The 19012-nt window shown below is 69.0% G+C and carries 20 protein-coding genes and 1 tRNA gene; 13 read left to right on the forward strand and 8 right to left on the reverse strand.

What is annotated here, in order from left to right; translation table 11 throughout:
• Positions 1–9 precede the first annotated feature (9 nt).
• From pyrG to AC3ANJ_RS07165, 11 genes are all read left to right on the forward strand, one after another.
• On the forward strand, positions 10–1704 hold the full coding sequence (gene pyrG, locus AC3ANJ_RS07115) for a CTP synthase (protein WP_488318868.1): 1695 nt from the start codon (positions 10–12) through the stop codon (positions 1702–1704).
• Position 1705: 1 nt separating this feature from the next.
• Positions 1706–2293 (forward strand): NUDIX domain-containing protein, encoded by a 588-nt coding sequence (locus tag AC3ANJ_RS07120; RefSeq protein WP_488318869.1) that lies wholly within the window; start codon positions 1706–1708, stop codon positions 2291–2293.
• A gap of 1 nt (position 2294) precedes the next feature.
• Entirely contained in the window at positions 2295–3197 is a 903-nt protein-coding gene (xerD, locus tag AC3ANJ_RS07125) for a site-specific tyrosine recombinase XerD (protein ID WP_488318870.1), read from the forward strand.
• A gap of 157 nt (positions 3198–3354) precedes the next feature.
• Complete coding sequence (locus AC3ANJ_RS07130) at positions 3355–4188, forward strand: ParA family protein (RefSeq protein WP_406250573.1); 834 nt, start codon at positions 3355–3357, stop codon at positions 4186–4188.
• Entirely contained in the window at positions 4172–4987 is an 816-nt protein-coding gene (locus AC3ANJ_RS07135; RefSeq protein WP_406245724.1) for a segregation and condensation protein A, read from the forward strand. Before AC3ANJ_RS07130 ends, AC3ANJ_RS07135 begins: the two co-directional genes overlap by 17 nt.
• Positions 4977–5588 (forward strand): SMC-Scp complex subunit ScpB, encoded by a 612-nt coding sequence (scpB, locus tag AC3ANJ_RS07140; protein WP_488318871.1) that lies wholly within the window; start codon positions 4977–4979, stop codon positions 5586–5588. The genes AC3ANJ_RS07135 and scpB overlap by 11 nt, the downstream gene beginning before the upstream one ends.
• A gap of 5 nt (positions 5589–5593) precedes the next feature.
• Positions 5594–6397: a pseudouridine synthase gene (locus AC3ANJ_RS07145; RefSeq protein WP_488319242.1), complete on the forward strand. Its 804-nt coding sequence runs from the start codon at positions 5594–5596 to the stop codon at positions 6395–6397.
• Positions 6394–7512 carry a prephenate dehydrogenase gene (locus AC3ANJ_RS07150; RefSeq protein ID WP_488318872.1) on the forward strand — a complete coding sequence of 373 codons (1119 nt, stop codon included), beginning with the start codon at positions 6394–6396 and terminating at the stop codon, positions 7510–7512. Before AC3ANJ_RS07145 ends, AC3ANJ_RS07150 begins: the two co-directional genes overlap by 4 nt.
• The gene (gene cmk, locus AC3ANJ_RS07155) at positions 7505–8191 is read left to right on the forward strand and encodes a (d)CMP kinase (RefSeq protein ID WP_406245720.1); all 687 of its coding nucleotides are present in this window, start codon (positions 7505–7507) and stop codon (positions 8189–8191) included. The genes AC3ANJ_RS07150 and cmk overlap by 8 nt, the downstream gene beginning before the upstream one ends.
• Positions 8181–9704, forward strand: a complete 1524-nt coding sequence (gene der, locus AC3ANJ_RS07160) for a ribosome biogenesis GTPase Der (RefSeq protein ID WP_406245719.1) — start codon at positions 8181–8183, stop codon at positions 9702–9704. Before cmk ends, der begins: the two co-directional genes overlap by 11 nt.
• An 86-nt stretch (positions 9705–9790) precedes the next feature.
• Complete coding sequence (locus AC3ANJ_RS07165) at positions 9791–10867, forward strand: Glu/Leu/Phe/Val dehydrogenase family protein (protein WP_488318873.1); 1077 nt, start codon at positions 9791–9793, stop codon at positions 10865–10867.
• A gap of 12 nt (positions 10868–10879) precedes the next feature.
• Here the strand turns inward: AC3ANJ_RS07165 and AC3ANJ_RS07170 are convergent, their stop codons facing one another.
• Positions 10880–11437: a phosphorylase family protein gene (locus AC3ANJ_RS07170; protein ID WP_488318874.1), complete on the reverse strand. Its 558-nt coding sequence runs from the start codon at positions 11435–11437 to the stop codon at positions 10880–10882.
• Between the two features lie 77 nt (positions 11438–11514).
• Between AC3ANJ_RS07170 and AC3ANJ_RS07175 the strand changes: the two genes are divergently transcribed.
• On the forward strand, positions 11515–12414 hold the full coding sequence (locus AC3ANJ_RS07175) for an NUDIX domain-containing protein (protein ID WP_488318875.1): 900 nt from the start codon (positions 11515–11517) through the stop codon (positions 12412–12414).
• 12 nt (positions 12415–12426) lie between these two features.
• Here AC3ANJ_RS07175 and AC3ANJ_RS07180 read toward each other — a convergent pair whose 3' ends face one another.
• Genes AC3ANJ_RS07180 through AC3ANJ_RS07190 form a run of 3 tightly spaced genes read right to left on the reverse strand, consistent with a single transcriptional unit; the run spans position 12427 to position 14135 of the window.
• Entirely contained in the window at positions 12427–12831 is a 405-nt protein-coding gene (locus tag AC3ANJ_RS07180) for an RNA-binding S4 domain-containing protein (RefSeq protein WP_488318876.1), read from the reverse strand.
• Positions 12828–13502 carry a lysoplasmalogenase family protein gene (locus tag AC3ANJ_RS07185; protein WP_488318877.1) on the reverse strand — a complete coding sequence of 225 codons (675 nt, stop codon included), beginning with the start codon at positions 13500–13502 and terminating at the stop codon, positions 12828–12830. Before AC3ANJ_RS07185 ends, AC3ANJ_RS07180 begins: the two co-directional genes overlap by 4 nt.
• Positions 13503–13556: 54 nt before the next feature.
• A complete protein-coding gene (locus AC3ANJ_RS07190; RefSeq protein ID WP_488318878.1) occupies positions 13557–14135 on the reverse strand; it encodes a GNAT family N-acetyltransferase in 579 nt (192 codons plus the stop codon).
• A 106-nt stretch (positions 14136–14241) separates the two neighbouring features.
• On the opposite strand from AC3ANJ_RS07190, the gene AC3ANJ_RS07195 reads away from it, so the two are divergent.
• Positions 14242–14315, forward strand: a tRNA-Pro gene (locus AC3ANJ_RS07195).
• Between the two features lie 140 nt (positions 14316–14455).
• Here the strand turns inward: AC3ANJ_RS07195 and AC3ANJ_RS07200 are convergent.
• The 4 genes from AC3ANJ_RS07200 to AC3ANJ_RS07215 all read right to left on the reverse strand — a co-directional run bounded on the left by AC3ANJ_RS07200 (position 14456) and on the right by AC3ANJ_RS07215 (position 19012).
• Positions 14456–15277, reverse strand: a complete 822-nt coding sequence (locus AC3ANJ_RS07200; RefSeq protein ID WP_488318879.1) for a hypothetical protein — start codon at positions 15275–15277, stop codon at positions 14456–14458.
• Between the two features lie 81 nt (positions 15278–15358).
• The gene (locus AC3ANJ_RS07205) at positions 15359–16678 is read right to left on the reverse strand and encodes a sensor histidine kinase (RefSeq protein ID WP_488318880.1); all 1320 of its coding nucleotides are present in this window, start codon (positions 16676–16678) and stop codon (positions 15359–15361) included.
• A complete protein-coding gene (locus tag AC3ANJ_RS07210) occupies positions 16671–17348 on the reverse strand; it encodes a response regulator transcription factor (RefSeq protein ID WP_488318881.1) in 678 nt (225 codons plus the stop codon). Before AC3ANJ_RS07210 ends, AC3ANJ_RS07205 begins: the two co-directional genes overlap by 8 nt.
• Before the next feature lie 197 nt (positions 17349–17545).
• Complete coding sequence (locus AC3ANJ_RS07215; RefSeq protein ID WP_488318882.1) at positions 17546–19012, reverse strand: glycoside hydrolase family 5 protein; 1467 nt, start codon at positions 19010–19012, stop codon at positions 17546–17548.

Consider the following 19012-nt stretch of genomic DNA (forward strand, 5'->3'; position numbering starts at 1 on the left):
AAGCCCGTGATGAACTCTTCTTCTGCGGGGCCCAAGAACGACACCACCAAGCACATCTTCGTGACCGGCGGTGTCGTTTCGTCTTTGGGCAAGGGGCTCACTGCCGCGAGCCTCGGTAACCTTCTCACCGCCCGCGGACTGCGGGTCGTCATGCAGAAGCTCGACCCGTATCTCAACGTGGATCCGGGCACGATGAACCCGTTCCAGCACGGCGAGGTCTTCGTGACCGATGACGGTGCGGAGACCGACCTCGACATCGGCCACTACGAGCGCTTCCTCGACATCAACCTGTCCGAGGCCGCCAACGTCACGACCGGCCAGATCTACTCGCAGGTGATCGCCCGCGAGCGCCGAGGCGAGTACCTCGGTGACACCGTGCAGGTCATCCCGCACATCACCGACGAGATCAAGCGCCGCATGCGTCTGCAGGCCGACGAGACGCCCAAGCCCGACGTGATCATCACCGAGGTCGGCGGCACGGTCGGCGACATCGAGTCCCAGCCCTTCCTGGAGTCCGCACGTCAGCTGCGGCACGAGCTGGGCCGTGACAGCGTGTTCTTCGTGCACGTCTCGCTGGTGCCGTTCATGGGTGCATCCGGTGAGCAGAAGACCAAGCCGACGCAGCACTCGGTCGCAGCCCTCCGCCAGGTGGGAATCCAGCCGGACGCGCTCGTGCTGCGCAGCGACCGCCCGGTGAGCGAGTCCAACCGCAACAAGATCGCGCTGATGTGCGACGTGGACGCCGAGGGCGTCATCAACACCGTCGACCTGCCGAGCATCTACGACATCCCGTCCACGCTCAACGAGCAGGGTCTGGATTCGTACATCGTCCGCCGTCTCGGACTCGACCAGAAGGCCGCCGATGTCGACTGGACGCGCTGGAGCAAGGTCCTGCACGCCGTGCACAATCCCAAGCACGAGGTCACGATCGGTCTGGTCGGCAAGTACATCGATCTGCCGGATGCCTACCTGTCCGTGACCGAGGCGCTCAAGGCCGGCGGGTTCGCGCAGGAGACCAAGGTCAACATCCGCTGGATCCCGTCCGACCTGTGCGAGACGCCGGAGGGCGCCAAGGAGCAGCTCGGCGCGCTCGACGGCATCTGCGTGCCCGGTGGCTTCGGCATCCGCGGCATCGAAGGCAAGCTCGGCGCGCTGAAGTTCGCCCGCGAGCAGGGCATCCCGACCCTGGGCCTGTGCCTCGGACTGCAGTGCATGGTCATCGAGTATTCGCGCAACGTCGCGGGTATCGAGGGCGCTTCCTCGAGCGAGTTCGACCCCGAGACGCTGGCGCCCGTCATCGCGACGATGGCCGAGCAGATCGACATCCTCGACCACGGCGACCTGGGCGGTACGATGCGCCTGGGCCTGTACCCCGCTCGTCTGGCGGAGGGCTCCATCGCGGCAGAGGTCTACGGATCCACCGAGGTCGAGGAGCGCCACCGGCACCGCTACGAGGTCAACAACGCCTTCCGGGACCAGATCGCCGAGGCCGGGATGGTGTTCTCGGGTCTGAACCCCGAGCTGGATCTCGTCGAGTTCGTCGAGCTGCCCCGTGACGTGCACCCGTACTACATCGCCACGCAGGCCCACCCCGAGCTGCGTTCGCGTCCGACCGCCCCGCACCCGCTGTTCCGCGGTCTCGTCGGCGCCGCGATCGAGCGGCACCGCGCGAGCGAGCTGTTCGACGTCGAATCCGATGCGTGACGTGCACGACGCGTCCCTGCTGACGGACGAGCCCTTCGAACCTGAGGTGCTCCAGAGCGATCTCGTCCACAAGGGCTGGGTGTGGGATGTCCGCTCGGATCGCGTCGCCTACGGCGACGGCGAGATCATCCGCGAATACGTCGCCCACACGGGTGCGGTGGCCGTCGTCGCGATCGATGACAACGGCCGGGTGCTGCTGATCCAGCAGTACCGGCATCCGATCCGGCATCGGGACTGGGAGCTCCCAGCCGGTCTTCTCGATGTCGTCGGCGAGGAGCCCCTCCTCGCCGCGCAGCGCGAACTCGCCGAGGAAGCCGACCTGGTCGCGGCGAACTGGGAATCACTGGTCTCGGTCTGGACGACCCCTGGCGGCAACGACGAGATGATCCACGTGTTCCTCGCGACGGGTGTCTCGTCCGCGGCGCAGGAGCACGAGCGCGAAGACGAGGAAGCCGACATCCGGGTCGAGTGGGTCGCGCTGTCGGATGCCGTGGAAGCAGTCCTGGCCGGTCGCATGCACAACGGCATCCTCTCCATCGGCGTGCTCGCGGCCGAGCGGCGGCTCCGGAGCGCGAGCACCGGGCAGTAACGTGCTCGTCGCGCGCGCGGTCGATGCCTACCTCAGGCACGTCACGATCGAGCGCGGCCTGTCGGCGCACACGGTCGCGGCGTACCAGCGGGATCTCGAGATCTATGCGCAGTGGCTCGCGGATGCGGGCATCGACGACACTTCGGCGATCACGGGGTCGATCGTGAGCCGCTTCATCGCCGATCGCTCGGCGGTCGTCCCGGCGCCGGCGGCGACGAGTCTCGCGCGGCTGCAGTCCTCGGTGCGGGGACTGCACCGCTACTTGGTGCGCGAGGGGGTCGAGCCGGAGGACCCGACCGGGCGGCTGCGGCCGCCCAAGACACCGCAGCGCCTGCCCAAGGCCCTCACGATCGACCAGGTGGAGCGTCTGCTCGCCGCCCCGTCAGCGGATGAGCCGCTGGGCATCAGGGATCGTGCGCTGCTGGAGCTGCTGTACGCCACCGGCGCCCGCGTATCCGAGGCGATCGGCCTCGACGTCGATGACCTCGCATACGGCGAGGTGCTGAGGCTGCGCGGCAAGGGATCCAAGGAGCGGATCGTCCCGGTCGGGTCCTATGCGCGCGACGCCGTCGATGCGTATCTGACGCGGGTCCGCCCCGGCCTCGCCGCGAAGGGCCGCGCCACGGCGAAGCTGTTCCTCGGCGCGCGGGGAGCGCCGCTGTCGAGGCAGAGCGCGTGGCTGGTCATCCGGTCCGCTGCCGAGACCGCCCGGATCACGGCCGAGGTGTCGCCGCACACGCTGCGTCATTCGTTCGCGACGCACCTGCTGCAGGGCGGAGCCGACGTCCGCGTGGTGCAGGAGCTGCTGGGGCATGCGTCCGTCGCCACGACGCAGATCTACACCCACGTCTCCGTCGACGCGCTGCGCGACATCTACGCCACGTCGCATCCTCGAGCGCGTTAGGACTGCGGGCGGCCCGATTCGGCGGGATCGCCGGGGTCGGGCGGCGTGTTCGGGTCGGTGATGACTAGAATCGAGCGAGCACAAGGGAGCAGGAGAACCGGTGGCTGACAAAGCGGCGAAGTCCAAGGGTAAGACGTCGAAGGCGGACGAGACCCCGATGGGACCCACCGGCCGTCCCTATCACGGCTTCGCGACACCCGCTCCGCTCGAATCGCACGGACCGGCGCGCATCATCGCGCTGTGCAATCAGAAGGGCGGCGTCGGCAAGACGACCACCTCGATCAACCTCGCGGCGGCTCTGGCGGAGTACGGCCGGAAGGTGCTGGCCGTCGACTTCGATCCGCAGGGTGCGCTCTCGGCCGGCCTCGGCATCAACACGCACGACATGCTGACCGTCTACGACCTGCTGCTGGACACCAAGCGCGATGCGCACGACGCGATCGTCCCTTCGTCTGTCGAGAACCTCGACGTCATCCCCGCGAACATCGACCTCTCGGCCGCCGAGGTGCACCTCGTCAACGAGGTCGCGCGGGAGACGATCCTGTCGCGCGTGCTGCGCCAGGTCGCCGACGAGTACGACGTCATCCTGATCGACTGCCAGCCGTCGCTCGGTCTGCTGACCGTCAACGCGCTCACCGCGAGCCACGGCGTCCTGATCCCGCTCGAGTGCGAGTTCTTCGCGCTCCGCGGCGTCGCCCTGCTGATCGAGACGATCGACAAGGTGCGCGACCGCCTCAACCCCGCCATCGAGCTCGACGGCCTGCTCGCCACGATGTACGACCCTCGCACCCTGCACTCCCGAGAGGTGCTGGAGCGCGTCGTCGAGGCGTTCGGCGACGACGTGCTCGAGACCGTGATCGGTCGCACCGTGAAGTTCCCGGATGCCTCGGTCTCCGGCGTCCCCATCACCGAGTTCGCGCCGGAGCACGCCGCCGCCCAGGCGTACCTGCGGCTGGCGCGGGAGCTGGTCGCCCGTGGCGCCGTCGCCTGAGACCGGTTCGTCCGAGGACTCCGGCTTCCGGGTCTCCCTGGGGAACTTCGACGGCCCGTTCGACCTGCTGCTGAATCTCATCTCCAAGCACGAGCTCGACATCACCGAAGTGTCGCTGAGCAGGGTCACCGACGAGTTCATCGCGTATCTGAAGGATCTCGGCCCCGAGGAGGAGCTGGACCAGGCATCCGAGTTCCTCGTCGTCGCCGTCACGCTCCTCGACATGAAGGTGGCAGGGCTCCTGCCGCAGGGCGAACTCGTCGATGCGGAGTCGGTCGCCCTGCTCGAGGCGCGCGACCTCCTGTTCGCCCGTCTGCTGCAGTACCGCGCGTTCAAGGAGGTCTCTGCCTGGTTCGCGCGGAGCCTGCAGCGCGAGGACCGCAGGCATGTCCGCGCCGTCCGGCTGGACGAGAAGCACCGTCGGCAGACGCCCGAGCTCGTCTGGAGCCTCAGCGTCGACGACTTCGCAGCCCTCGCGCTGCTCGCGTTCGCACCGAAGGAGATCCCGCACGTCGGGCTCGATCACCTGCACGCGCCGCTGGTGAGCATCCGCGAGCAGGCCGCGATCGTCGTGACGCTGCTGCGCAACACCGAATCGCTGACCTTCCGCGAGCTGGTCACCGGCGTGAACGAGCCGGGCATCGTCGTGGCGAGGTTCATCTCCGTGCTGGAGCTGTACCGGCACGCGGCGCTGTCCTTCGAACAACTGGAACCGCTCGGCGAGCTGACGCTGCGCTGGGCAGCCGACACCTGGTCGGACGAGATGCTGGCGACCCTGGGGGCCGACTATGACCGATGACGTGACCGAACCCGGCTCGCTCCCCGAGCCTGTCGAAGGGCAGGAAGCCCCGCTGACCGAAAAGCTCGAGGCGATTCTCCTCGTGCTCGAGGAGCCGCTGGGACTCGTCGCCCTGGCTGCCGCCGTCGGCGCACCGGTGCCGGCCGTCCGGCAGGCGATCGAGACCCTCGTCGACGACTACGACGGTCGCGGCAGCGGGCCGCGGCGCGGCTTCGAGCTCCGAGAGGTCGGCGGCGGCTGGCGGCTGTACGTCCGCGACGACCACGACGGCCTCGTCGCGGAGTTCGTCGGAGGACAGGCGCCGGCGCGGCTGTCCCAGGCAGCGCTCGAGACCCTCGCGGTCATCGCCTACAAGCAGCCGGTCACACGCGGGCAGGTCGCATCGATCCGAGCCGTGAACGTCGATTCGGTCGTCCGCACGCTGCTGGCCCGCGGCCTGATCACCGAGCTGTTCGCCGACTCCGAGACCGGAGCGATCAATTACGGCACCACCGATGCCCTGCTGCAGAACCTCGGCATCAACTCCCTCGACGAACTCCCGCCGATCTCCCCGCTGCTCGACGACGGGTCGAACGGCTTCGAAGAAAGCAGTATCCGATGACTTCCATGACAGACCCCGCCGCCGACGGCATCCGACTGCAGAAGGTGCTCGCGAACGCGGGTGTCGCCTCCCGCCGCGTGATCGAGGACTACATCGTCGAGGGACGCATCCGCGTGAACGGCGAGGTCGTCACGGAGCTGGGTCGACGGATCCACCCCGAGACCGACCTGGTCGACGTCGACGGCACGGCCGTACAGCTCGACGTCTCCAAGCGCTACGTGATGCTGAACAAGCCCATCGGCGTCGTCAGCACCATGCGCGACGAGAACGGCCGGCCTGACCTGCGCCGGTTCACCGAGGACTACGAGGAGCGCCTCTACAACGTCGGACGCCTGGATGCCGAGACCAGCGGCCTGCTGATCCTCACGAACGACGGCGCATTGGCCCACGTACTCGCGCACCCGTCCTTCGGCGTGACCAAGGTGTACATCGCGAAGGTCGAGGGCATCGTCACCGCGCAGACGATCGCCACGCTGACCAAGGGCATCGAGCTCGAGGATGGGCCGATCGCCGCCGACAAGGCGCGGCTGCTGGACACGTCGACGAGCTCGGCGAGCGGCAAGGAGTCGAGCCTGGTCGAGCTCACACTGCACTCTGGCCGCAATCGGATCGTCCGGCGGATGATGTCAGCGGTCGGCCATCCGGTCACCGAACTCGTCCGCCGCCAGTTCGGCCCGCTGCACCTGGGAACACTCCCGGCTGGGAAGTCGCGGGAACTGAGTAAAATCGAACTCGGTGCGCTGTTGACTCTCGCGCGCCGTGATGCCCCTGCGGATGCGACGCCGGGAGACGTGCAGGAGAAGCAGTGAGCGAACAGGTCCGTGGTGCCGTGGTGCCCCCACGGCTGTCGGGGACCGTTCGCGTCGTCGGCTCCGGCCTGCTCGGCGCGAGCATCGGCCACGCACTGCGCGCCAAGGGCGTCGATGTCGTGCTCGCCGACGCCTCTCCCGCGCAGCTGCGCCTCGCCATCGACTACGGCGCTGGTCGCGCCGCGCGCGATGACGATCGACCGGTGCTCAGCGTCGTGGCCGTTCCGCCCGACGTCACGGCCGACGTCATCCAGTCCGAGCTCGATCGATACCCGGATGCCGTCGTCACCGACGTCGCAAGCGTGAAGCTCGAGCCGTTCCGCGCGCTGCAGGAGCGCGGCGTCGATCTGACCCGCTACATCGGTTCGCACCCGCTCGCGGGCCGTGAGCGCGGCGGAGCCATCTCGGCCAGGGCGGACCTCTTCGTCGGACGGCCCTGGGTGGTGTGCCGCGACGATCAGACGCGCCCTGCCGATCTCGCTCTCGTCGAAGCGCTGGCGCTGGACGTCGGCGCGATGCCGCTGGAGATGACGCCGGAGGAGCACGACCGCTCCGTGGCGCTGACCTCTCATGTCCCGCAGGTCGTGGCGAGCCTGCTCGCCGGCCGCTTCACCTCCGCCGACGAGGATGCCCTCCGGCTCGCAGGTCAGGGTGTGCGCGACACCACGCGCATCGCGGCATCCGCACCGGAGCTGTGGGTCCAGATCCTGGGTGCCAACGCGCAGCCCGTGGTCGAGATCCTCGATGCGCTGGCGGACGATCTGCGTGAGGTCTCCGATGCATTGCGCGATCCGGCTGCACCGGGCGCACGTCGAGCGGTCGCTGACGCGATCCGGCAGGGCAACGAGGGCGTCGAGCGCCTCCCGGGCAAGCACGGTCAGAACCGACGCTTCGAGCAGCTGGTCGTCATGGTCGACGACACCGCAGGTCAGCTCGGACGACTCTTCGGCGAGCTCGGCGAGCTCGGCGTGAACGTGGAGGACCTGCGCCTGGAGCACTCGCCGGGCGCACAGTTCGGTCTCGCCGAGATCAGTGTGGCTCCGGCCGCGCTGCACGGCGCGATCACCGGATTGCAGGAACGCGGGTGGCGGATTGCAGGGACGACCAATGACTGAGGCTCGCAAGTTCATCGCGATCGACGGGCCGGCAGGCTCCGGCAAGTCCAGCGTCTCCAAGGCGGTCGCCCGCACGCGCGGCTACGGATACCTCGACACCGGTGCGGCCTATCGTGCGCTGGCGTGGCACGTGCTCGATCGCGGTGCCGACACGTCGGATGCCGAAGCGGTGCGTGCCGCGGCATCCGATTTCGATCTGCGCATCGGGCTCGACCCCGACGACCGATCCGTGCGCGTCGGCGAAGCCGATGTGACCGACGCGATCCGCGAGTCGCGCGTCTCCGGCGCCGTGAGCGGAGTCGCGCGCGTCCCCGAGGTGCGCGCCCAGGTCAACGAACTGTTCCGCTCCCTCGTGGCGGATGCCGCGTTCGACGCCGTCGTCGTCGAAGGCCGTGACATCACCACCGTCGTCGCACCCGATGCGCCGGTGCGCATCCTCCTCACCGCTGCTCCCGAGGTGCGCGCCGCGCGCCGGGCCGGCGAGCTCGCGGACGAGAACGCCGCCGCCGTCGCCGCGGCGCTGCACCGTCGTGACGCCGCCGACAGCACGGTCGTCGACTTCCTCAACGCCGCGGACGGCGTCGAGGTCGTCGATTCGACCGCACTCGATTTCCCCCAGACCATCGACGCCGTGCTCGCGGTGATCGACCGAAAGCAAGGAGCGGAACATGCCCGCTGAAGAAGAGTACGAGGGCGGCCCTGACCGCCTCGAAGAGAAGATGAACGACCTCGACGAGGTGCTCGCGGAACAGCGGGCCGAGGCGCTGCGCGCCGGACTCGCCGAGTACGACCTCGACGAGGACGATGCCGCGCTGCTGGCGGGCCTCGCCGGCGAAGAGGGCGGCATCGAGTTCCTGCCGGCGCTCCCCGTCGTGGCGATCGTCGGCCGCCCGAACGTGGGCAAGTCCGCGCTCGTGAACCGCATCCTCGGCCGCCGCGAGGCCGTCGTCGAGGACACCCCCGGTGTCACCCGCGACCGCGTGACCTACAAGGCCGAGTGGCAGGACCGTCGCTTCTCGGTCGTGGACACCGGCGGCTGGGAACCGGACGCCAAGGGCATCGACCGCTCGGTCGCCGCGCAGGCGGAGGTCGCGATCGACCTGTGCGACGTGGTGATGTTCGTCGTGGATGCGAAGGTCGGTGCCACGTCGACCGACGAGCACGTCGTGAAGCTGCTGCGCAAGAGCGGCAAGCCGGTCTTCCTCGTCGCGAACAAGATCGACGACGCGCGCCAGGAGCCGGAGGCCGCGGTGCTGTGGAACCTGGGTCTCGGCGAGCCGTACCCGGTCTCGGCGATCCACGGTCGTGGCGTCGCCGACCTGCTGGATGCCGTCATGAAGAAGCTCCCGAGCGTCTCCGCTGTCGCGAAGGCCGAGATCGGCGGACCGCGCCGCGTGGCCATCCTCGGTCGTCCGAACGTCGGCAAGTCCTCGCTGCTGAACAAGGCGGCGGGGGAGGAGCGCGTGGTCGTCAACGACCTCGCCGGCACGACACGCGACCCGGTGGATGAGGTCGTCGAACTGGGTGGCAAGCTGTGGCGCCTGGTCGACACCGCCGGCATCCGTCGTCGGGTGCACCTGCAGCAGGGCGCGGACTTCTACGCGTCGCTGCGGACCTCGGCCGCGCTCGAGAAGGCAGAAGTCGCCGTGGTGGTGCTCGATGTCTCCGAGTCGATCAGCGAGCAGGACATCCGCATCATCGACCTCGTGCTCGAGTCCGGACGTTCGCTCGTGCTGGCGTTCAACAAGTGGGACCGCCTCAACGACGACGACATGGAGAACCAGGACCGTCGCCGGTACCTGGAGCGCGAGATCGAGAAGGACCTCGCGCACGTCGCGTGGGCGCCGCGGGTGAACATCTCGGCCAAGACCGGTCGTCACCTCGACAAGCTCGTGCCGGCGCTCGAGACCGCGCTGGAGAACTGGGACCGTCGTATTCCGACGGGCAAGTTCAACGCGTTCCTGTCCGAGCTCGTCGCCGAGCACCCGCACCCGCTGCGCGGTGGCAAGCAGCCGCGCATCCTGTTCGGGACGCAGGCGTCGACGCGTCCGCCGACGTTCGTGCTCTTCACCACCGGATTCCTCGACCCGGGCTACCGGCGCTTCATCCAGCGGCGCCTGCGTGAGATCTACGAGTTCGAGGGAACGCCGATCGTCATCAACATGCGCGTGAGGGAGCGCCGCCAGCGCTGACGCTCCGGCGGTACCATGGGAGGTGGATGCCGCAACGCCGTGGCATCCACCGAGCACGCCCACAAGGCCCGCCGAAAGAGGATGCGATGACGCACACCCTGCCCCTGCCCGATTTCTCCCACGAACGCGTGGAGGTGATCACGGGACGGCGCAGCGGTCTGTTCATCGCCGTCGCGCTGCACTCCTCCGTGCTCGGCTCCGCCCTCGGCGGCGCTCGTCTGTGGACGTACCCGCACTGGAGCGATGCTCTCGGCGATGCCCTGCGCCTGTCGGCGGCGATGACGCTCAAGAACGCCGCGGCCGGTCTCGACGCCGGCGGCGGCAAGTCGGTCATCGGACTGGCCGAGGGGACGGTCCTCGACTCCGAGCGTCGACGTGCGGCGTTCCTCGACCTCGGCGATGCCGTCGAATCGCTCGGCGGCCTCTACCGCACGGCCGAGGACGTCGGCTCCACGACCGAGGACATGCTCACCGTGAGCGAGCGCACCTCGCATGTCGTCGGACTTCCGGATGCCGTCGGCGGCTCCGGTGAGCCGGCCGGCCCGACGAGCCTGGGCGTCTACGAGTCGCTGCGCACGGTCCTCGAGCGTCTGACCGGATCGCCGGAGGTGGCAGGGCGCCGCATCACGATCTCCGGTCTCGGTCAGGTCGGCGGACGCCTCGCCGTCCGGCTGTCCGCCGAAGGAGCCGTCCTCACCGCGACCGATGTCAACCCCGCGCGTCGCCAGTTGGCGGCTGACCTCGGCATGACCTGGGCCGAACCGGGTACCGAGCATCTGGTCCCCGCTGACGTGTTCGTCCCGGCCGGCATCGGCGGGCTGCTGACGGATGACGTGATCGATGCGCTGGATGTGCGCGCGGTGTGCGGGCCGGCGAACAACCCGCTGGCCGCGCACGATGGCGCGCAGCGACTCGCCGACCGTGGCATCCTGTACGCGCCCGATTTCGTCGTCAACGCCGGTGGTGTCATCTACCTGGATCTCGAGGCGAAGCACGGCGGCACGCGGGCCGCGATCATGGAGCGCGTTTCCGGCATCGGAGACACGGTCCGCGGCATCCTCGATGATGCGGCCGAGCGCGGCATCACGCCGCTGCAGGCGGCAGAGGAACTCGCCGAAGCGCGGCTCCGTGCGGCGCGGGCGTCGCAGAGCGTGCTGTCGTAGACCGCTGACGGGTCAGGCGTCGAGCTCGGCCTGCAGTCGCGTCCACAAGTCGCGGCTGCAGGCCGCCACGGTGGCCTCCCACGTCTGGTTCGCGCCGTCCTGGGCGGTGTCGGACACGGCCTTCCAGATCCGGATCGGAATATCGAACTGCTCGGCGACCCACGTGTAGACGTAGGCCTCCATGTCGACCAGGCGTCCGCCGAGTGCGCGGATCGCGAGTACGGTGTCGGCGTCGTCGACGAAGCTGTCGCCGGTCGCGATGATCACGTCACCGCCGCCGAGGCTCAGGCGCTGCGGCATCGACACGTGGTGGCCGGCGACGCCGTTGTCGTCGATGACGTCGTACTGGAACACCGTGTCGACGACGTGGATGCCCGGGGCGATGTCCGGGTCGATCGCACCGGCGGTTCCGACGACGAGGACTTCTTCGTAGTCGCCGTTGTCGAGCGCGCGCGTGAGGGCGTACGCGGCCTTGATCTTGCCCGGGCCGGTGACCAGCCGGTCATAGCCGGGCACCTCTGCGGGGAAGGCGGAGAGTTCGGATTCGAGGGCGGCGACGAGGAGCTTCACGAGTCAATCTTCGCAGAGCCGTTACGCCGCTGGTCGCGCCTGGTGCTCGGCCGCGGTTGCTGTGACAGGCTGGAAGGGTGACGATCGTTCCTCCGAGCCCTGGTGAGCCGCGTCGACCCGAGGGTCCGCGCGACCCGGGGGACGCCTGGGTCGTCGCGCCGACGGGCGAGCGGTACTGGGGGCGCTTCGGCGCCGCCGGGCTGCTCGCGGTGGATCCCCGACGTGGCGTGCTCCTGCAGCACCGGGTCTCCTGGAGTCATTTCGGCGGGACGTGGGGTCTGCCCGGCGGCGCCCTGCATGAGGGGGAGTCCGCGATCGACGGCGCGCAGCGCGAGGCGGCCGAGGAAGCAGGAGTGCCCGAAGGCGCCCTGGATCCGCGCTTCACCAGCGTGCTGGACCTCGATATCTGGGCCTACACGACGCTCGTGGCCGACGTGGTCGCGCCGTTCGATCCGGTGATCAGCGACCCCGAGAGCGTTGCGCTGGAATGGGTGGCGATCGATAACGTCGACGATCGGCCGCTGCATCCGGGGTTCGGGGATGCCTGGCCCCGGTTGCGCGCACTGCTGGAGGTGCAGCCCGCGCTCGTCGTGGATGCCGCGAATGTCGTCGGCAGCGTGCCGGACGGATGGTGGCGCGATCGAGCGGGTGCAGCCGCGCGGTTGCGTGCGTCGCTGGCCGGACTGGCAGTGCCTGCGGCCGACCTGGATCTCGAAGGGGACGTCTGGTTCCCTTCCGTCAGCTTCGTCGTGGAGGGCCAGGCCAAGGCGATCGAAGCGGATGCCGATGACGACGCGGTCCGCATCGTGCGTGCGCCGGGGGAGGGCGACGATGCCATCGTCGCCGAGGCGACGCGCTTGATGGACACGGGGCGCACCGTGACGGTCGTGACGAGCGATCGCGGACTCCGCGCCCGGGTCGAGAATGCCGGCGCTCGCGTGCAGGGAGCCGGATGGCTCCGTGGACTGATCGGCTGAGGCTGCAAGCGCTCAGTCGTCGCGACCGCGGAGGCGATCGATGTCGCGCCGTTCGCGCTTCGTCGGGCGCCCTGCGCCCCGGTCGCGGACCCCGAGTGCGGCGACCGGATCGCGCGGAGGCGTTCGATCCTCGTATGCGAGCGCTGCCACTGGCGCGCCGACGCGCTTGACGAGCGTCTGCCGCACGACGAGGATGCGGTCGAAGCCGCTGATGCGCACCCGGAGCTCATCACCGGGTTTCACCGTCTGCGCGGCCTTCACCTTGTCGCCGTTGACGCGCACGTGACCCGCGCGGCAGGCGGTCGTGGCGGCGGAGCGGGTCTTGTACACGCGGATCGCCCACAGCCAGCTGTCCACGCGGACCGGCTTCGTGTGCGCCGGGTTCGCCGGAGGCGGGGAGTCGACGGTATCCGTCATCGCTGGATCTTCCCTTCGCGCAGGGTCGCGAGAGCACCCGCGACGATGAGTCCCTGGCCGAGCGTGTAGGTCGCCATCACGGCGGGACTGGTCCAGTCCGGCATCGCGTCGGGGAGGAAGAGGCGGAACGCAAGGATCGTGTCACTGAGGAGGAAGAAGATTCCGCCGTACCTGACGAGCGGATGACAGCGGGTCGCCAGGGCGGCCGTGGCGCCGAGCACGAGGCCGTAGGCGCCGACGGCGATCAGCAGATTCCCGGTGTGCGGCCCGAGGAACACGATCATGGCGACCCACCAGGCGGCGTAGACGAGCGCCCACCACGGCATCCGCTGCCGGCGCAGGACGCGCAGGAACAGCACGATGTACGCGATGTGCGCGAGACCGAAGAAGCCGAGCATCAGCGGGAGCTCTGGAGCCGAGGGGAACAGGGCTCCCGCGCCGTCGCCGAGCCAGGAGAACAGCAGTGCGGCCAGCAGCAGGACGATCGCCAGGGTCGGCTTCAGGCGTGCCGAGACCAGCACCGGAATCGCGAGCAGCGGCATGAGCCAGAGCTTCGTCGGAGGTGCGAGGTCGCTGCCGACCGCGAGCGCGCCGACGTGCAGGACCGACATCAGCGCGTACGGGACGAACATCCACCAGATGGTGGGACGACCGAAGACGCTTCGTTGCATCCTTCCATCGTATGGTCGTGCGCCCTCGATCGTGCGTCTCTCGGAGGTTCGTCTTCAGAGTTCGAGAGCGACGAGGGGATGGCCGGGTCTGGCTTCCGCCGACGCGGTGAACCCGGCCGCGAGGAAGGTCGACAGAGCCCCATGGTAGAGACGATTCGGGTGGCTCCGTCCGTTCGACGTGTCAATCGGGTATGCCTCGATCACCCGTGCGCCGGCTCCGCGGGCGAGGTCGACGGCCGCTCGGAGCAGCTCGGCGTTCAAGCCGAGGCCACGGTGCTCCTTGCGCACGACGAAGCAGGTGATCGCCCAGACCGATTCGTCGTCGAGGGGCTCGGGCGTGCTGGTGACGATCGCGCGGGTGCGGGCGATGCGTCGCTGGACGGTGCGCGGGCCGACGCGGACCCAGCCGGCGGCTTCACCGTCGACGTAGGCGACGAGCCCCGGGGGAGGGGAGGCCTCGACTTCGCCCTGCAGCAGGTCGCGGCGTTCATCGACGGTGGTCCGGTTGAATTCGGCATTGGTGAGCGTGAACCAGGCGCACTGGCAGCTGCGTCCGTCGCCTCCTCCGGAGAGGGCGTGCTGCACATCGTCCCAGCGTTCGGCCGTGGCGGGTTCGGTGGTGATTGCGGGCATGAGGGCAACGTACGCCTGACCTCCGACACGGGCAAGGGATGTCGGTTCGCGAACGCGAGATCGTGCGGCTAAGATAGTGGAGTTGCCTGCGCGAGAGCGGAGGCGACGGGCTGTGGCGCAGCTTGGTAGCGCACTTGACTGGGGGTCAAGGGGTCGCAGGTTCAAATCCTGTCAGCCCGACAGAACGACAAAGGGACCGGCCGAAGGCTGGTCCCTTTGTCGTTCCCGAGCTCTTTCAGCGGAGCCACGTGACGCAGGAGGCTCCGCGCGTCGCTGACGCTGGGATTCCGGGACACCCTCACTGGCGAGAGACGTCCCACTCAGTCGTCGATGTCCGTACCGACGACGACGAAGTCCGCGCCGAAATCGATGTCGATCGAGCGGTTGTCCGACGTGAGGACCGAGGCGTCGTACGGGCTCACATCATCGCCGTCGACGTCGAGGTCGGTGATCATCCCGTCGGCTTCGGCGAGTGCGGCGCTGACCAGTGCGCGGATCGTCTCGTCGTCCAGGCTCAGGCCGGCGGCGGTGTCGTCGCCGTCACCCGGGTCGGTCGAGATGACCGATGCCGTGAGTCCCTCGTCGACGCGGACCTCGGTCTCATCGCCCGCGGCGTTCGTCAACTGCACCTCCCAGGTGCCGTCGCGTTTCGCGTCGATCGATGTGACATCGCCCTCGGCGGCGTCGCGCGCGGCATCCGCGATCTCGATCAGCTCGTCCGCCGACGCCGTGCCGATGCCGGTGACCGGGCCGCCGCGGGTCGAGGACGCACTCCGGTCATCATGCTCGTCGTCGCTGTCACCGTGGTCCCGGTCATCGTGGTCCGTGTCGTCGCGGGTCATGTCGTCGTGGCGCGAACCGTCGGACGCTGATGAACTGTCGTCATCGCCGAACTCGTCTCCGATCGCCGCGCCGACCGCGATGCCGCCGCCGGCGAGCAGCACGGCTGCCGCGATACCGCCGCCGATGAGGAGCGCTCGCTTTCGTCCGCGCTTCGCCTCGCCGGGAGCGGGAGTCGCTGCGGGGGCCGCCGAATACGGTGCCTCGCCGGGCGCCGGTGTCACGGGACCCGCCGGAGCGCCTGGTGCGGAATCCGGGGTCTGGTGAGGCGTGTTGTCGGGGGTGGGGGTCTTGTCGTCCATGTCTCGATGGTGTCGCAGGGGTGCTGAAGCCTCCCTGAAGCGTCCTGAAGGCTTCTTCAGGAAACGACGATCCAGGCCCGATCAGTCGCGGAGGGGGAGCGTGAGCACGAACCGTGCGCCGCCCCAGCGAGAGTCATCGACCACCAGCGTGCCGTGGGCGGACGCTGCGATGCCTCGCGCGATCGCCAGGCCGAGACCGCTGCCTCCGGCGTCACGGCTGCGCGCCTCGTCGAGTCGGACGAAGCGTTCGAAGATCCGCTCGCGCTCGTCTGCGGGGACGCCGGAGCCGTCGTCCTCGACCGTGACGAACACATACCGATCCGAAGGGGCCACGCCGATCGCGACGCGGCCACGACTGTGGCGGGCGGCGTTGTCGGCGAGGTTGCGCACCAGCTGACCCAGCAGTCGCGGGTCGCCGTGCACCCGCGCGGCGTGGATGCCGGAGCCGTCGACCTCGAGCCCTGCGGCGCGCAACCGCCGCACTTCGCCGAGCGCGACGTCGTCGAGGTCCATCGCCTCGTCGTGCGTGCCAGCGCCCTCGTCGAGTCGGGCGAGCAGCAGCAGGGATTCGACGATGCCCTGCAGACGCAGCCCCTCCTCAGACACGATCTCTGCCAGCTCGTCGATGCTCGTCACCTCGGGATGGGCCTGCGCGAGCTCCGCGTGCTGACGGATGGTCGCGAGCGGGGAGCGCAGTTCGTGCGACGCGTCGGACACGAACCGCCGCTGCGCGGTGGCGGCGGCATCCAGCCGATCGAGCATGCCGTTCATCGTGATCGCGAGCGATGCGATCTCGTCGGCTGTGTCGGGCACCGGCACGCGCTGATGGAGGCGATCAGCGGTGATGTCATCGACGCGCTCACGGATCCGCTCGACCGGGCGGAGCGCACGGCCGACGACGAGCCAGGTCGTCACCGCGACGAGGAGCAGGAGCAGCGGGACGGCGATGGCCAGCAGGATCGAGACCGTCGCCAGGGTCTCCGCGTCGTCCTCCATCGAGACGGCGGCCACGAGAGTCTGGTCGCCCTCGAGATCTTCCGAGACGACGAGCATCTGCTCCTCGTCGACGAACAGCGTCTGCGCGTCGTCGGAGAGAGGGAGGGGGGTCGATCCCAGCGCTTCGCGGGCTTCCTCGCTGGCGGCGCGGACGGACCCGTCCGGGCCGATGAGCTGAACGATCTCATCGTCGACCGCGTTGATCGCGTCTCCGCCGCCAGGGCCGTCGAGGCGTTCCGCGAGCTCTTCGAGGCGCTGCTCGGCCGCGCGTTCCGTGCTGCCATGGATGCTGGTGCTGAGGACGCCGTAGAACGTGAAGGCTCCGACGAGCAAGGCGACCGCGACGACGACCGTTGCTCCGAACGTCGTCCTGCCTCGCACCGAGCGCCAGCCGCGGTCAGCCACCGTCCGCCGCCAGCCGGTAGCCCGCACCGCGGATGGTCTCGATCGCTCCACGGCCGAACGGCTTGTCGAGCTTGCGGCGCAGGTGCCCGACGTAGACCTCGACGATGTTGGGATCGCCGTCGAAGTCGTCGTCCCAGATGCCGTCGATGAGGGCGCGCTTCGACAGCACCTGACCGCGATGACGCATCAGATACTCCAGGACGGAGAACTCCCGGGCGGTGAGGGTGACGGCGCTCTCACCGCGCCAGACGCGATGCGCGGCGGGGTCGAGCCGCAGATCACCCGCTTCCAGAATCGCCGGACGGGCGACGGCGCCCCGCCGGACCAGCGCGCGCAATCGGGCCACCAGGATCGCGAACGAGAACGGTTTCGTGACGTAGTCGTCGGCCCCCGTCTCGAGGGCCTCGACCTGATCCCACTCGCCGTCCTTCGCGGTGAGCATCAGCACCGGCGTCCAGTTCTCCTCGGCGCGCAGCGCTTCGCACACCTTCCACCCGCTCATGCCCGGCATCATCAGATCGAGCACGATCGCGTCGTAGCGCGTCTCCCGCGCCCGCCAGAGTCCGTCGACGCCGTTGTGTGCGACATCGACGGCGAACCCCTCGGCCTCGAGGCCGCGGCGCACGCCCTCGGCCAGGCGCACCTCGTCGTCCACCACCAGGATCCGCATTCTTCCAGTGTGGCCGCTCGATCCTGAATCCGGGCTGAAGCGACGGGCGCCGCGGCGCGTCTGCGAGAAACCCCGAGGGTCAGAAACGGCGCGCCCGCCGCACCACGTGAAGGATCCGGCATCTTCATGCCGGGCCGGGCCGGACCGAGAGGACCCGGAGACTCGCAGGAGTCCCCGGGCCCCATTGTCTACGTGTGTCAGTCGCGCACGGCCAGTTCGTAGACGCGCGCGATCTTCGCCTCCGTCGTCGAGGCCGAGGGGTTCGTGACCACGAGGCGGATCTGATCGACTCCGCTCACGCCGACCGGAACATCCCGAGCCGCCTGCGTATTGCTCGTGACCGCGGCCACTTGCTGCCAACCAGCGGAGGTGTGGACCTCGATCGTGAAGTCCACGAGCACGACTCCCGTCCCGCCGCTGTAGCCGCTGTAGACGCCGACGGACGAGACATCCTGGGCCACCGCGAGCGTCACGGTCGCCGTCGGTGTCGTGTCGCCGATCGCCGAGATCCAGCGGCCGGCATTGGTGCAGTCGCCGTCGGTGAGGTTGTCGCCCGTGAAGGTCTGGTAGACCGAGGACACCTGCACGTCCGCGCCGACGGCGACGTGCGTCTGGCACGGCGACACGTTCGGTTCGCCGGCGAGCCAGGACTTGATGAACTGACCCTGATACTCGCCGCCCATCAGGTTCCAGTCGTAGTCGAACATCTGCGGCTTCCAGAAGTTGTCGAGGATCCACGCCTGCCATCCGATCCACGGATGCGCGTCCACGTACTCGCGGAACGGAACGCCCCAGTTGGACGTCGTGCCGCGCGTGACGGCGTCGGAGAACTCGCCTTCGGGGTTCCAGCCGAACTCGGTGATCACGACAGGGACCTGATCGGCGGCATTTCCGAACTTCGCGTCGAGCAGCGCCGCGGTCGGCGAGCCCTGGTTGGGGTAGATGTGATAGACGTACGCGAGGTTGTCGTCCTCGACGGGGTTCGTGGTCGCGCCGTTGAGCATGGTGCTCCACTGCGGCGAGCCCATCAGGAGCAGCGTGTCGGGAGCGGCCGTCCGGAGGGAATCCACGACGGGCTGGATGTAGTTCTTCCACGTGTTCCAGTCGGCCGGGTTGATGGGTTCGTTGAACACCTCGAAGATGACGTTCGACGTGCCGCCGTAGATCGGCGCGATGTAATCCCAGAACCGCTTGACCATCGATTGCGGGACCGCACCCGCCGCGTCACCGTAATCCCGCACGAGGTGCAGGTCGATGATGATGTAGATGCCGAGATCGACGGCCTGCTGGACGTACGGCGCGATGTACTGCGCATCGTACGCGGCGAGATCCGTCGTGGAGCTGATCTCGGTGACGGGTAGACGCACCACGTCGGAGTTCCAGCCGGCCCCGGCATCCGCCGCCAGGTCGATGAGCTCAGACGTGGGGCGGGAATTGCAGTACTCGCACACGTCGTTCTGCTCTGGTGCGAGGACGGAGACCCCCTGGAGCGTGACGCCGTTGCCGTTCGCGTCGCGGATCCAGTTGCCGTCCACCTGGAGAGCCGGAGCACTCCCGATGGGGGCTGCCGTGGCCGTCGCCGGCACCGCCGCGAGCGCGAGCACCGTCGCGACGAGGCCGGTCAGCGCGAACGCGACCCGGCGAGATCGATGTGGTCTGAACAT

Source organism: Microbacterium sp. STRO-1N (genome assembly GCF_057748015.1).